This is a genomic window from Natronomonas salsuginis (assembly GCF_005239135.1).
Lineage (GTDB): Archaea > Halobacteriota > Halobacteria > Halobacteriales > Haloarculaceae > Natronomonas > Natronomonas salsuginis.
This window is the reverse complement of record NZ_QKNX01000001.1, coordinates 525,149-538,736: the sequence shown is the minus strand read 5'-3', so window position 1 is coordinate 538,736 and position 13,588 is coordinate 525,149. Positions and strand designations below refer to the sequence as shown.

Genomic DNA, 13,588 nt, shown 5'->3' with positions numbered 1-13,588 from the left:
AAACCGCGGCGGCGCGACGACGAGGACGAGTGATAGGAATTCTCACCGGGGCGACGCTGACGCTCGGTCGCCGGATCACCCGTGAGAATCGGATTCGTTCGTAGTCGTCGGTTCGATCGGGAACACGCGCGTATCTGGCGCGTCCAGCGGTATATATATTCCATGTTCTCGTCCCCGGAGTGGAGGCTAAACAACGAGCTCGCGATTGCCGACGGCGCGTCTACCGACCGGTTGTTTCAGGCTGATCGCACACCGCTAGAGGATCACACGCTCGTAAAAATCGTCCGACGATTTAAAACGGCGCTTCGAGCCCGTCGTCGCCAGCGTCCGGATCGGCGTCGACGCCGAGTTCGTCGGCCAACTCGCCTCGCTGGTGGAGCTCTTCGAGGATGTCGCTGCCGCCGATGAACTCGCCGTCCACATACGTCTGTGGGATCGTCTCCCAGCCGCTGTGTTCTTCGAGGGCGGCTCGATAGGCGTCCAGCGCCGGAAGCACGTCCTCTGTGATGATCTGTTCGCTGTCGTGGTAGCGACCGAGGATGTCGAGGGCTTTCTGGGAGTACCCACACTGGGGCATCAGCTTGTTCCCCTTCATGAACAGAACGAGCTCGCTCTCCTCGATGAGTCCGTCGACGCGGTCCTGTACGTTCTGGGGGTCGACACCGCCGCTGGGATCGAATGTCATGGAGGCGAGTTGGGACGCGAACGGCAAAACAGTTGTGCAGCCGACCGACTCGAGCCGAGTCGCGACCTCACTCGTCGGTTTCGAGTGCGCCGCCCTCGCGCTCCCACTCGGTGAGGCTCCCCTCGTAAAACGACACCTCGGGGTAGTCGAGCGCCCGAAGCACGGTATAGGTGTGGCTGATCCGGCGGGCGGTGTTGCAGTACAGGACGATCCGCTTCTCGGGGTGGATTCCGCGCTCCGCCAGCAGTTCCTGAAGCGCCGATTCGGGCCGAATCGTTCGCGCATCGGTGTCGACGAGTTCGCGCCAGTCGAGCCGAACCGCGCCGGGAATGTGCCCCTCCTCGTACTCCCACCCCTCGCGGGTGTCGACGATGACTGCGTCCGGGTCGCCGACGGCGTTCTCGACCGTCTCGCGCTCGATCAGCGGGCCGTCGACGCGGAATTCGGCCGGATACTCGGTCGGCTCCCGGTTCGGTGTCTCGGTCGTCGTCGGTTCGGCGCGGTTCCAGACCGAGTAATCTCCGTCGAGGAGGTGGAGTCTGTCGGGGTCGTGTCCGTACAGTTCCGCCGTCACGAGGAGTCGGGCGGCGAACACGCCGTGGGTATCGTCGTAGGCGACGATATCGTCGTCGGGAGCGACCCCCGCCGATCCCATCAGCTCGGCGAACGCGTCCGCACCGGGTAGCATCCCGGCCTCCGCCGCGCCGTGCTCGTCCGCCCGAAACGTATCGAAGGGGACGCTGATCGCGCCCGGAACGTGTCCGATCCCGTCGTACTCCCACGCGTCGCGGACGTCGACGACGGCCACTCCGGGAGTCCCGAGTCGTTCCGCGAGCCACTCGACGCCGACGATTCGATCGTTCATTGGCGAAGCGTTCGGGGCTGCGGGCTAATAGGGATTCTCGTCCGTCATCGATCTCCAGCCGGAGGGAACGCCGGGGGATTATCCCCCGCATAACTATTCGCCGGCTGAATCAGGGTCTGGTATGCGATCGTGGGTCGTCGTGATACTCGTCGCCCTCGTCCTGTGCGTCGGCTGGTCGGCGAGCGCGGCCGCTAACGACGAGGTGTCGCTCACGGTTTCCGTCGTTAATCAAAGCGGAGCCGGTGTCGGCGACGCCACCGTGATCGCGACGTGGGACGGCGGCGAGGCGACCGGAACGACGGCGAGCAACGGCAAGGTGTTCATCGACGTTCCGAACGGCGCGGACGTGGAACTCGACGTCGACGACGACCGCTACGTCAGAAATCGCCGGCTCTCGATCTCGGACGCCGACGAGCGCGAGATCGAACTGCCGGTCGTTCCGCAGGGGACCGCGACCGTGACCGTCACTGATTCCGACGGGCAACCGCTGTCGGACGCGACCGTCCGACTCCGGCAGGACGACGAGACGGTCGCCTCGGGCGAAACCGACGGGAATAGGGCGTTCCGAACCGACGCCATCGAACGCGGCGAGTACCGGTTGTCGGCGGTCAAACCGGGCTTTTTCCGGAACGAAACCGATCTCACCGTCGGCCTCGAGACCGAAGCGACGGTGGCTCTACAACGGGGCCGCGTCACGCTCGATATCGAGGTTGTCGACGATCACTTCGAGCCGCCGCGGACGCTGACCGAGGTTCGCGTCCGTATCGGGGCGGACAACTTCGACGCCAACGTGAGCACGAGCGACGGGACCGCGTCGCTGAACGTGCCGGCCAACACCCGGTACCGGATCGTTGCGACGAAGGACGGGTACGAGAGCACCCCGAACGTACAGACCGTCCGCGAGGCGTCGGCGTCGGTGATCGTGGCGGCGCAACGGATTCACGAACTGACGGTCACGACGTCGAACGATCGGGTGATCGTCGGGGAGACGACGCGGATCGAGGTAACGAACGCCTACGGGGAGCCGGTTCAGGGGGCGAGGGTCCGGATCGATGGCGAAGGGGTCGGTGAGACGGACGACCGTGGCGAAATGACCATCGAGATCGAGACGGTCGATGAGCGGACGATCGACGCCACCGATGGACAGGTCGACTCGGAGCCGATCACCGTGACCGGGTTCGACCCCGACGCCGAGACGGGGACGTCCGAACCGACGCCGACGGAGGCTCCGGCGGAGACGCCCGGGTTCGGCGTCGTGGTGACCGTCGTCGCGTTGGCCTTCGCGTTCGCGGTGCGAGCGGCGCGGCAGCGGCGACGAAGCGTCGAGTGAGATCGAGACACTGCACGTCACTCCGCCCGAAGAATAAGCAACAATGTCCGGAATATGCGAACGGATTGCCCGTCTCCGACGGCCGTATCCCGCACTCCTAGAGCCATACTGCTTGCGTACGGCTGAACGTACGAGTCGTCTCGTCACCTAAGTAGGGGCGTACGTTGCCGTGACCGGTGAGGTGCGGCGGAGTGTGCCGTCACGAACGATCGTATATGTGTGGCCGTCGTACGTGCGAACGCAATGAGTAATTCCGATTACGCCAACGACGTACTTGTCTCCGCCGACTGGGTCGCGGACAATCTCGACGACTTCGAGGGCGACGATCCCGCCTATCGCCTGATCGAGGTCGACGTGGACACCGAAGCCTACGACGAGTCACACGCGCCGGGAGCGATCGGCCTCAACTGGGAAACCGACCTCCAAGACCAGACCACGCGCGACATCCTCGACAAGGCAGACTTCGAGGCACTCCTCGGCTCACACGGCGTCACCGAGGACTCGACGGTCGTCCTCTACGGCGACAACGCGAACTGGTTCGCCGCCTACACGTACTGGCAGTTCAAGTACTACGGCCACGAAGACGTGAAGCTGCTGGACGGTGGCCGCGAGTACTGGCTCGAACACGACTATCCGACGACCGACGAGGCCCCCGAGTTCTCCACGGTCGAGTACGAAGCCGCCGGTCCCCGCGAGTCAATCCGCGCCTACCGCGAGGATGTCGAGAACGCGATCGAGCGGGGCCTGCCGCTCGTCGACGTTCGCTCGCCCGAGGAGTTCAGCGGCGAGGTGCTCGCCCCACCGGGACTCAACGAGACGGCCCAGCGCGGCGGCCACATCCCCGGCGCACAGAACATTTCGTGGGCGGCGGTCACGAATGATGACGGGACGTTCAAGGACGCCGACGAGCTCCGTGAGCTCTACGCCGAGCGCGGCATCGATGGCGACTCGACGACGGTCGCGTACTGCCGGATCGGCGAGCGGTCGTCGGTCGCATGGTTCGCGCTGCACGAACTGCTCGGCTACGACGACACGATCAACTATGACGGCTCGTGGACCGAGTGGGGTAATTTGGTCGGCGCGCCGATAGAGAAGGGCGAGGCTGAGTGACGCCGGAACGAAGCCTCGAAGCGGAGCGGTGACGAAGGAGCCGCGTAGGAAGGGCGAGGCTGAGTGACGCCGGAACGAAGCCTCGAAGCGGAGCCGATGAATGACCTTTTCGACGAACGACTACTACGATCAACAGCCGTCGATTCGAGTCGACGACCGCTGCATACAAACCGGATACGACCGTAGCGAGCATATGAACACCGACGAATTCCTCGACGCCGTCCGTGACGAGAACCAGACCGCGCTCTCCCGGCTCGGCTCCTCGAAGTCCCTGTACGCCGACACGGACGGGGAGATGGAGACCGAGACGGTGCTCGCCGCCGCCGCAACGGCCGAACATCACGCCGCGGAGACCTACGACGCGTGGGCCGACGCCGAGACGGGCGCGGTCGCCGACGCGTTCGCCGAAACCACGGGCGAGGAGCGAGACCACTACGAGACCGTCGTTGGCAGACTCGATTCGCACGAACCGGGCGACGTACCCGCGATTCAGGCGTATCTCCGTGATCTCGACGACACCGTCGAGCGACTCGGCGGGTTCGTCGGTCGGACGCTCGCCGCCGAGCAGTCGAAAACGCAGCTCACCGGCTTTTTCGTCGGCAACGCCGATCCGAAGACTGCGTCGCTGTTCCGGGGGATGGGCGACGATCTCGACGCCCAGCTCGAACGGGCCGGGGAACTGCTCGCCGCCGAGTGCGGCGACGACGAGTCGTGTTGGAAGCGCGCGATCGCGGCCGCGACCGGCGCGATCGAGGCGGCGTACGGCGAGTACACCGAATCGCTCGAATCGATGGGCGTCAATCCGAAGCCGGTCTGTTGAGCGGGGCCACGCCTCGCGACGCGGACGGACGCGTTCTGCATCCACGTTTATGGTCTCGCGCCGAGAGAATTGACCATGCGAGCCGTTCGAATCGCCGATCACGGCGGCCCCGAGGTACTGCGCGTCGAAGAGCCCGATCGACCCGAGCCGGGCGGACACGAACTCCTCGTCGAGGTCGAGGCGGCCGGCGTCAACCCCGTCGACACGTACTTCCGCGACGGATCCTACGTGCCCGTCGGATTGCCGTTCACGCCAGGAGTTGACTTCGCCGGCACGGTCGCCGGCGTCGGCGAGTACGTCGACGGGTTCGAGATCGGCGACCGCGTGTACGGAACCGGGATCGGGAACGGTGATCATCAGGGATCCTATACGGAGTATGCGACTGTCCCGGACGATCGCGTCGTCGAACTCCCCGATGGCGTGGATATGGTACAGGCCGGCGCGGCGGGCGTCGTCGCCTGCACGGCCTGGCGGGCGTTGGTCGACCACGCCGATCTCGGTCCCGCCGAACACTGTCTCGTTCACGGTGGGTCCGGGGGCGTCGGCCACGTCGCGGTCCAGATCGCGGCGGCCGTCCACGCGCGCTGTATCACTACCGCCAGCCCGGACTATCACGGCGAGTTGGCTGCGTTCGGCGCGGAGACGGTACTGGACTACGGGCGTGAAGATCTCGCCGATGCGGTTCTCGAGGCGTCCGACGGCGGCGTCGACGTGATCTTGGACCACCGGCTCGACGACTACCTCCAGTTCGACGCCGACGTCGCGGCGACGGACGCGACCGTCGTCGGGATCGGGGAGAACGATCCCGCCCCCGGGTTCTCGGCCGTGGCCGGTGCCCGCGCGAAGGACGTCGGCTACAAGATGATGAGCATGTTCAACACGCCCGACCTGCGAGTGCCGCTCCGGGGGGTCGCACACCTGATGGACGCCGGTGCGCTCGAAATCGAGGTCGCCCGCACGTACGACCTCGGCGAGGCCGACGACGCGCAGCGCGACGTGATGGAGGACAGCTTCTTCGGCAAACTCGTCGTCGAACCCTAAGCCCGAACGATCGAGTACCACACACGCCATGATCCCCGATTACGGCCCAACGTACGACTCGGAGGCGCTCTTTTCGCCGATGGAATCGGTTTCGTCGACGGAGGGCGTTCCGGAACTCCCGCCTGCGGTCATCCTTGGCGTTCAGGAAATCCTCCACGAGGCGGCCCAAGATATCGGGACGCCGATCGACCCCGTCACACAGCGCCCGTTCGAGTACCACGCGCTGTCCGATTCCGTTGGATTCGTCCCCGTTCAGCAGATCGGAGTGGGTGCCCCTGTCGCTGCGATCGCAACGGAGAAGGTGATCGCCGCCGGTGCCGAGTGCGTCGTCATGCTGGGCGGAAGTGCGGCGCTACAGCCCGACTTCTCACCTGATGCAGCCCTGTTACCGACGCGAGCCGTCAGAGACGAGGGGGCGTCGTATCACTATCTTCCGCCCGATAAGACGCTGTGTCCGACTCCGGAACTGCTGAACGGACTCGGGGAGACGTTCTCGGAGCACGGGGTCGAGACCCACCGCGGTCCGACGTGGACAACGAGCGCGCTGTTCCGCGAGACGATCCCACAGCTCGAGCACTACCGACGGGAGGGATTCGTCTCGCTGGATATGGAGACATCGGCTATCTGGGCCGTCTGTCGGTATCGGGGTGTCGATACCGCCACCATCCACGGGATCGACGGGTACGCCGTCCCGGGCGAACAGGTGCCGACGGAGGCGCTGACACGCCGCCTGCCGGCGCTGCTCGACCCGACGGTCGAAGCGCTCGAAGCGCACGTCGAGCGGGGCTGAGTCGGAGGCGACACCGAACCGCATCGAGGAACGCCTATACGTGCCGAGAGTGAGGGGTGACCATGAGCGAGAACACCCACGCGGGGTGGTTCAGCGGCGTCGATCCGGACGACCTCGACGGTGCCCGCGAGGCGATTGAGGGCGGCTCCGCCGACGAACCGCGGGCGTGGCCGGCGCTCGCGGTCGAATCCGGATTCGCCGCCGACGAGGACGAGTACTACGAACGCCTCCACGAGGCGACCGTGTACGCGACCCGCGAGGCCGTCAGAGAGGCCGAAATCGCCGATGACAAACAGCTCATCCACGCCGTCAGAGCGATGGACGACTGCGAGCGCGTCGCGAACGAGCTGGCCGAACGCGTCGCCGAGTGGGCGGGAAGCCGCCGCGAGGATGCCGGAACGGGGATCGAGTACGCGAGACGGCTCGCGCAGGACGACGCTTCCGACGATCCGCTCGTCTCGCTCGCCCGTCGGGTTCGGGATCTCGCCGACGAGACCGACGCGCTTAGATCCCACGTCGAACGGACCGCCCCCGAGGTCGCGCCGAACCTCGCCGCGCTCGCGGGCCCGGTGCTCGCTGCACGCCTCATCGCCCTCGCGGGTGGGCTGGAGCAACTGGCTCGAAAGCCCGCGGGGACGGTACAGGTGCTCGGCGCGGAGGAAGCGCTCTTCGCGCACCTCCGCGGTCGGGCCCCCTCGCCGAAACACGGCATCATCTTCACCCACGAGGCCGTGAGCGGAACCCACTCCCAACACCGCGGCTCGGCCGCGCGGGCGCTCGCCGGAAAACTCGCGATTGCGGCGCGTATCGATCACTACGCGGGCGATCTGCGCCCCGAACTCGAAGCCGAGTTGCACGGCCGGATCGAGACGATACAGGGGCGTGACACCGAATGAGCCTCCCGGAAGGTGTCGAACGGCGCTCGTTCGGCGGGAACGAATGGCTCGCCACGGAGGGTGAACCGGTCTACGGGGAGCCGACCGACGGCTCGTGGCGGCGGTGGGATCCGCGGCGGTCCAAACTCGGCGCGATGTTCGAGCTGGGGATAGATACCGGACTCGACGGTGACGAGACCGTGCTGTACCTCGGGGCCGCCGCCGGAACGACAGTCAGCCACGTCGCGGATTTCGCTGGGCCGACCTATGCCGTCGAGTTCGCCGCCCGCCCCGCGCGAGAGCTGCTCGACGCCGCGGCGCCTCGCGGGAACCTCTTTCCGCTGTTGAAAGACGCACGGAAGCCGGAAACGTACGCCCACGTTGTCGAGCCGGTCGACGCGATCGTTCAAGATGTCGCGACTCGTGGCCAGGCGAAGGTCGCGCTCGCGAACCGTCGCTTTCTCGAAGACGACGGACGTCTGTTGTTGGCCGTCAAGCCCCGAAGCGAGGACGTAGTTCAGGACCCGTCCGAGGTTCGCGCCGAGGTCGTCGAGACGCTGGAAGCGTGCTACGAGATACTCGAAACCCGATCGCTCGAGCCGTTTCACGGCGATCACTTCGGGATCGTCGCCACGCCACGGTGAGTCGTCGGTTTCGGCCGCTGTCACATGGTATTTAACGGCGCACGCTGAAGTGCTCGACGATGGATCTGGGTTCGCGCGACGCCTTCGACCGGATGGGGACGCTCGGCATCGAGGAGGAGTTCTTCATCGTCGACGCCGACGGACGCCCGACCTCCGGGACCGACGAACTCGTCTACGGGAGCGAGCCGCCCGAACTACTCGACGGGCGGCTCGATCACGAGCTCTTCAAATTCGTCATCGAGACCCAGACGCCGACGATCGACTCGCTCGACGAGGCGCGCGAGGCGCTGACGGCGGTTCGCTCCGCGCTCGTCGACCACGCGAGCCGCCACGGCTTTTCGATCGCCGCCGCCGGCTTGCACCCGGCCGCGAAGTGGCGAGAACTCGATCACGCCGAAAAGCCCAGGTATCGAGCCCAACTCGACCGGATACAGTACCCACAGCACCGGAACACGACCGCCGGACTGCACGTTCACGTCGGAGTGGACGACGCCGACAAGGCGGTGTGGATCGCCAACGAGCTCCGGTGGTATCTGCCGATCATGCTGGCGCTGTCGGCGAACTCCCCGTACTGGAACGGCTTCGACACCGGGTTGCAGTCGGCGCGGGCGAAGATCTTCGAGGGGTTGCCGAACACCGGCGTACCGACCGCCTTCGAGGATTTCGAGACGTTCCAGCGGTTCGAGCGAACGATGGTCGAGACCGGTTCGATAAACGATCGGGGGGAGCTGTGGTACGACGTTCGACCGCACTCATCCCACGGCACTGTCGAGGTCCGGACGCCGGACGGACAGGCCGACCCGGAGCGCGTCTTGGCCTTCGTCGAGTACACCGAGGCGCTGGTCGAAGACCTCGGCGCGCGGTACGACGACGGCGAATCGGGACACGATCACCGACGGGAGTTCCTCGACGAGAACAAGTGGCGCGCGCTGCGACATGGTCATGACGCCGAACTGCTCTCGAGGGACTTCTCCAAATCGATCCCGTTGGGCGAGCTCGTCGATCGAGAGCGAAGCCGGCTCGGCGTGTCGGGGATCGGTGGAATCTACGACGAGGGGAGCGGTGCGGAACAGCAGCGTCACCTCCGGGACGTGGACGGGATGGATACCCTCTGTGAATCGCTGCTGATCGGTTGATCCGGTCGCGAGTCGTCTCTCTCGCTACCTGCTGTTATCACGGCTCATTGGTCCGAGAAATAAAAGATTATCACCGATGCGGCCGGTAGATTTATTATCACATGTACGAACGCAGATCGGTATCCGGTTGGTCCCCGGCACCTCCATGCTCCTACAGAACGGACCACAGTTGGCGGGATAACTGATGCACAGAACCAGAGCGCTCTCCGTCGCTCTCGTTGCACTGCTCGCCGTTTCGATCGTCGGCCCCACCGTCGCGTTCGCACAGACGAACGACCCGCTGTTCGTCCAGGGCGAACCCGATCTGACCGTCGACGTTCCCGACGCGACGGTGACACCAGGATCGGTCTCCGAACTCGGCCTTCAGATCTCCAACGACGGCCGGATCATCCGCGGTTCGCCGGCCAACCGTGAGATCGTCACGTTGGCGCGAAACGTCCGCGTCGAGGCCGATATCGAGGGGCCACTTGAGGTCGAGACCGGCCAACAGTCGGTCGGAACGGTCACCGAGAACCAACCACGAAGCGCCCCCATCGCGGTTACCGTCCCCGACGACGCCGACCCCGGCACGTACGAACTCGAAGTCGAACTCCAATACCGTCACACCTCACAGCTGTATCAGCGGACCGGGATCACGAACGAACGGCGTCGAACCGTCACGCGGACCGTCGACGTCGAGGTCGACGACGCGCCACGGTTCGAACTCAACTCGACGTCGACCGACACGCGGATCGGCGACAGCGGCGTCATGGAAACCACGATCGAAAACGTCGGCAGCCAGCCCGCGACAGACGTCCGGCTCTCGCTGGAATCGACGAGTCCGCTGTTCGCCTTCGGGAGCGGTTCGACCGGCTCCGTCCGCGCCGGATCGCTCGCCCCCGGCGAGAACGCGACCGTCAGGTTCGATGTCGTGGTCGACCCGAGGGCCTCCGTTCGAGAGTTCGCCCTCGACGGAACGGCTCGGTACTCCGATCCCGATGGGGTCCCCGGAGTCGACGAGGGGCTCTCTACGGGCATCGAACCGGCACCCGAGCAGCGTTTCAGTTTCGAAACCGTCGAGTCGACGCTTCGGGTCGGCGAGGAGGGCGAACTTCGCGGCACGGTCAGGAACGACGGCCCGGCCCCGGCCCGGAGCGTCGTCGTCCAGTTCGCCGACCAGTCGCCGAACGTCGTCCCGATCGAGTCGTCGGTCGCGGTCGGGTCGCTCGCCGCGGGCGAGACAGCCGAGTTCCGACTGCCGATCGAACTGACCGAGGAGGCCGAACCGATCCCGCAGAACTTCGATATGGCTGTCGCGTACCGAAACGAGGAGAACGAACGCCGACTGTTCGAGGACATCGACGCGTCGGCGAGCGTCGAACCGAACCGCGACGAATTCCTTCTGGAGGTCGAAGACCGAGAGATCGCCGCCGGGTCGTCGACGATCGTCGAGGTGAACGTGACGAACAACCTCGATGAGCCGGTTCGGAACCTCGAATCGAAACTGTTCACTGACGATCCGATCGCGAGCGACGACGACGAGGGGTACACCGAGTCGCTCGCGCCCGGCGAGACGACGACCGTCTCGTTCAGCGTGAGCGCCGCGTCGGGCGCGACGCCGCGCACCTATCCGTTGCAGTTGGACTTCCGCTACGACGACGAGAGCGGCACGAGCAAGATCTCGGACACGTACCGGACCGCGGTCATCGTCACCGACGCTGAGGAAGGCGGGATCCCGTGGTTGCTCATCGTCGGCGCGGTCGTCCTCGTCGTCGTCGTGGGCGGCGCACTCTACTGGCGACGGCGGGACTAATCCCCAATGGCACCCGGTTCGTCCTTCGACGCGCTCGTCGACCGAGTGAACGAGACGGCCCTCCAGCGGCCGGTCGCAGTCTTGGCTGTGTTCGCCCTCCTGACCGCGGTGATGTTCGGCGGGTTGCCGCTCATCGTCGTCGATGAGGAGGCCACCGAGGCGTTCACCGAGGGGCTCCCCGAACAGGAGGCGCTCGACGCGATCAACACCGAGTTCGGCGACCGGTTCGAGGAGGACGGCGCTTCGACGCAGCTCATTCACGTCGGCGATAACGTCCTCGCCAAGCACGAACTGATCCGGAGTCTGACGGTTCTCGAGCGGACCGATCAACGCGCGTCGCTCCGATACGAGGGGGCCGCCGGTCCGGCCGTGCTCGTCGCGCAGGCTATCGATCCGACCGCCACGACGCCGGCCGAGCAACGCCGCGTCCTCGAACGTTCCTCCGAGAGCGAGGTTCGGACCGCCGTCCGGGGGCTGGCCGACGAACCGCGGTTCCGGTCGCTTCTGTCCGAGGACTTCAACCCGACCGCTGCCTCGGCGTCGGCGTCGATCACGGTCGTGAACCACGACGTGCCGGCGGGCGGTTCCCAGGGACCGAACGGCGGTGGTGGCGGCCAGATACAAGAGATTCAGGTGTCGATGCAGTCGATCACCGACGGCGTCGGCGGCGACATTCGCGTCTTCGGCTCGGGGATCATCAGCGAGGAGTTCGGGAACATCATCGGCGATTCGCTGACCATCGTCGTCCCGGTCGTCCTCCTGTTGATACTGGCGTTTCTCGTCGTCGCCTACCGGGACCCGATCGATCTCGTCCTCGGGTTGGTCGCGCTCTTGATGACGCTCGCGTGGACGTTCGGGACGGTCGGCTACGTCGGCATCCCGTTCGATCAGAACATGATCGCCGTGCCCGTGTTGCTGCTCGCCGTGGGGATCGACTTCGGGATTCACATCATCAACCGGTATCGCGAGGAGCGCGTCAAAGGGATCGCCGCTCTGCCGGCGATGACCGAAGCGAACCGGCAGCTGATCGTCGCGTTCCTCATCGTCACGGTCACGACGGTGTTCGGGTTCGGCGCGAACGTCATCAGCGATCTCGGTCCGATCAGCAACTTCGGGCTGGTCGCGGCGATCGGGATCTCCTACACCTTCTTCATCTTCGGCGTCTTCCTGCCGGCGCTGAAGGTCGTCACCGATCGCGTTCGGATTCGGCTGTCCGTTCCGACGTTCGGGACGAATCCGATCTCCTCGGAGGATTCCACGTTCGGTCGGGTGCTGTCCGCGGGCGCGACGGTGTCTCGGGTCGCTCCAGCGTTTTTCGTCGTCCTCACGCTCGTGATCGGCGGGGGGGCGGCGGCGTACGGGCAAGACGTCGATCGATCGTTCAGCACCGACGATTTCCTCCCGCCCGAGGAGCTTCCGTCGTACATCGCCGCGCTGCCGGAGCCGTTCGCCCCCGGCGAGTACACCGTCACCGGAAACCTCAATCTGCTCGAAGAGCGCTTCGGCGCGAGCCAACAGGACACCGCGATCCTCTACGTCGTCGGGCCGTTCGAGGAAGATCACGCGCTGGAGTCCATCTACAGGACCAATCAGGATCCGCCCGACTCCTTCGTCGCGACCGAGCGGCGAGCCGACTCACAGAGCATCATCACGGTGATTCAATCGCGTGCCGAACGAGATCCCGAGTTCGCCGCGCTCGTCGCGCGCAACGATCGCTCCGGAAACGGCATTCCCGATCGAAACCTCAAGTTGATCTACGACGAACTGTTCGCAGCGGACGGCGGCCGGGCCGGGGAGTTCCTCACCGAAGACCGGCGCGCGGCGAAGATCGAGTACACCATCGAGAGCGACGCCGACCAAGCGGAGATCGCGTCCGACGCCCGCGAGTTCAGCGAGGAGTTCCGGTTCAGCGCGACACCGACCGGCGGCGTCATCGTGTTCAGCGCAATCTCCGACACGATCTTCTCGTCGGCCATCGAGAGCCTCGTGATCGCGGTCCTGCTCACGACGATCTTCTTGATCATCGTTTACGGCGCGCTCGAGCGTCGGCCGCTGCTCGGTCTCGTCAATCTGTTTCCCATCCTCGTCACGGTCGCGTTGCTTCTCGCGACGATGCGGGCCATCGGGCTCCCGTTGAACGCTCTGACGGCGACCCTTCTCTCGATTACCATCGGGGTCGGCGTCGCCTATTCGGTCCACGTCACCCACCGATTCATCGACGAGTACAACGAGACCGGAGACACGTATCGCTCCCTCTTGATCACGCTCAGCGGTACCGGCGGCGCGCTGACCGGCAGCATGCTTACCACGTCGATTGGGACCGGTGCATTGGTGTTGGCGATCACGCCGGTACTGGGTAACTTCGGGCTGTTAATGGCGGTGAGCGTCTTCTACTCGTATCTCACTTCGATCCTCGTCCTGCCGGCGACGCTGCTCGTGTGGGGCCAACTCGCGACTGAGTAGCCGCCCCCACGGGCCGACCGTCACAGAGTTTATATCC

At 65.6% G+C, this 13,588-nt stretch carries 12 protein-coding genes; 10 read left to right on the top strand and 2 right to left on the bottom strand.

Annotated features, from left to right (window positions below; translation table 11 throughout):
- Window positions 1–292 precede the first annotated feature (292 nt).
- Both DM868_RS02935 and DM868_RS02930 read right to left on the bottom strand, forming a co-directional pair.
- Window positions 293–685, bottom strand: a complete 393-nt coding sequence (locus DM868_RS02935; RefSeq protein ID WP_137275353.1) for a glutaredoxin family protein — start codon at window positions 683–685, stop codon at window positions 293–295.
- Between the two features lie 67 nt (window positions 686–752).
- Window positions 753–1,550, bottom strand: coding sequence for a sulfurtransferase (locus DM868_RS02930; RefSeq protein ID WP_137275352.1), 798 nt, complete (start codon window positions 1,548–1,550; stop codon window positions 753–755).
- Between the two features lie 121 nt (window positions 1,551–1,671).
- Between DM868_RS02930 and DM868_RS02925 the strand changes: the two genes are divergently transcribed.
- The 10 genes from DM868_RS02925 (at window position 1,672) to DM868_RS02880 (ending at window position 13,551) form a co-directional block, all read left to right on the top strand.
- Window positions 1,672–2,880 carry a carboxypeptidase-like regulatory domain-containing protein gene (locus DM868_RS02925; RefSeq protein WP_137275351.1) on the top strand — a complete coding sequence of 403 codons (1,209 nt, stop codon included), beginning with the start codon at window positions 1,672–1,674 and terminating at the stop codon, window positions 2,878–2,880.
- 243 nt (window positions 2,881–3,123) lie between these two features.
- Window positions 3,124–3,990, top strand: a complete 867-nt coding sequence (locus DM868_RS02920; protein WP_137275350.1) for a sulfurtransferase — start codon at window positions 3,124–3,126, stop codon at window positions 3,988–3,990.
- A 193-nt stretch (window positions 3,991–4,183) separates the two neighbouring features.
- A complete protein-coding gene (locus DM868_RS02915) occupies window positions 4,184–4,810 on the top strand; it encodes a rubrerythrin family protein (RefSeq protein WP_137275702.1) in 627 nt (208 codons plus the stop codon).
- Window positions 4,811–4,885: 75 nt separating this feature from the next.
- Complete coding sequence (locus DM868_RS02910) at window positions 4,886–5,851, top strand: NADPH:quinone reductase (RefSeq protein ID WP_137275349.1); 966 nt, start codon at window positions 4,886–4,888, stop codon at window positions 5,849–5,851.
- 28 nt (window positions 5,852–5,879) lie between these two features.
- Entirely contained in the window at window positions 5,880–6,641 is a 762-nt protein-coding gene (locus DM868_RS02905; protein ID WP_137275348.1) for a nucleoside phosphorylase, read from the top strand.
- 62 nt (window positions 6,642–6,703) lie between these two features.
- On the top strand, window positions 6,704–7,537 hold the full coding sequence (locus DM868_RS02900; protein ID WP_137275347.1) for an NOP5/NOP56 family protein: 834 nt from the start codon (window positions 6,704–6,706) through the stop codon (window positions 7,535–7,537).
- Complete coding sequence (locus DM868_RS02895; RefSeq protein WP_137275346.1) at window positions 7,534–8,160, top strand: fibrillarin-like rRNA/tRNA 2'-O-methyltransferase; 627 nt, start codon at window positions 7,534–7,536, stop codon at window positions 8,158–8,160. Before DM868_RS02900 ends, DM868_RS02895 begins: the two co-directional genes overlap by 4 nt.
- Before the next feature lie 59 nt (window positions 8,161–8,219).
- Window positions 8,220–9,296, top strand: a complete 1,077-nt coding sequence (locus tag DM868_RS02890) for a glutamate--cysteine ligase (RefSeq protein WP_137275345.1) — start codon at window positions 8,220–8,222, stop codon at window positions 9,294–9,296.
- A 184-nt stretch (window positions 9,297–9,480) separates the two neighbouring features.
- On the top strand, window positions 9,481–11,088 hold the full coding sequence (locus DM868_RS02885; RefSeq protein WP_137275344.1) for a COG1361 S-layer family protein: 1,608 nt from the start codon (window positions 9,481–9,483) through the stop codon (window positions 11,086–11,088).
- Between the two features lie 6 nt (window positions 11,089–11,094).
- Window positions 11,095–13,551 (top strand): efflux RND transporter permease subunit, encoded by a 2,457-nt coding sequence (locus tag DM868_RS02880; protein ID WP_137275343.1) that lies wholly within the window; start codon window positions 11,095–11,097, stop codon window positions 13,549–13,551.
- Window positions 13,552–13,588 lie beyond the last annotated feature (37 nt).

Excerpts from the sequence above, each read along its gene's own strand:
- DM868_RS02935 (WP_137275353.1), bottom strand. The coding sequence starts at position 685 with ATGACATTCGATCCCAGCGGCGGTGTCGACCCCCAGAACGTACAGGAC.
- DM868_RS02910 (WP_137275349.1), top strand. The coding sequence starts at position 4,886 with ATGCGAGCCGTTCGAATCGCCGATCACGGCGGCCCCGAGGTACTGCGC.
- DM868_RS02880 (WP_137275343.1), top strand. The coding sequence starts at position 11,095 with ATGGCACCCGGTTCGTCCTTCGACGCGCTCGTCGACCGAGTGAACGAG.
- DM868_RS02885 (WP_137275344.1), top strand. The coding sequence starts at position 9,481 with ATGCACAGAACCAGAGCGCTCTCCGTCGCTCTCGTTGCACTGCTCGCC.
- DM868_RS02915 (WP_137275702.1), top strand. The coding sequence starts at position 4,184 with ATGAACACCGACGAATTCCTCGACGCCGTCCGTGACGAGAACCAGACC.
- DM868_RS02925 (WP_137275351.1), top strand. The coding sequence starts at position 1,672 with ATGCGATCGTGGGTCGTCGTGATACTCGTCGCCCTCGTCCTGTGCGTC.
- DM868_RS02890 (WP_137275345.1), top strand. The coding sequence starts at position 8,220 with ATGGATCTGGGTTCGCGCGACGCCTTCGACCGGATGGGGACGCTCGGC.
- DM868_RS02905 (WP_137275348.1), top strand. The coding sequence starts at position 5,880 with ATGATCCCCGATTACGGCCCAACGTACGACTCGGAGGCGCTCTTTTCG.
- DM868_RS02920 (WP_137275350.1), top strand. The coding sequence starts at position 3,124 with ATGAGTAATTCCGATTACGCCAACGACGTACTTGTCTCCGCCGACTGG.
- DM868_RS02895 (WP_137275346.1), top strand. The coding sequence starts at position 7,534 with ATGAGCCTCCCGGAAGGTGTCGAACGGCGCTCGTTCGGCGGGAACGAA.
- DM868_RS02900 (WP_137275347.1), top strand. The coding sequence starts at position 6,704 with ATGAGCGAGAACACCCACGCGGGGTGGTTCAGCGGCGTCGATCCGGAC.
- DM868_RS02930 (WP_137275352.1), bottom strand. The coding sequence starts at position 1,550 with ATGAACGATCGAATCGTCGGCGTCGAGTGGCTCGCGGAACGACTCGGG.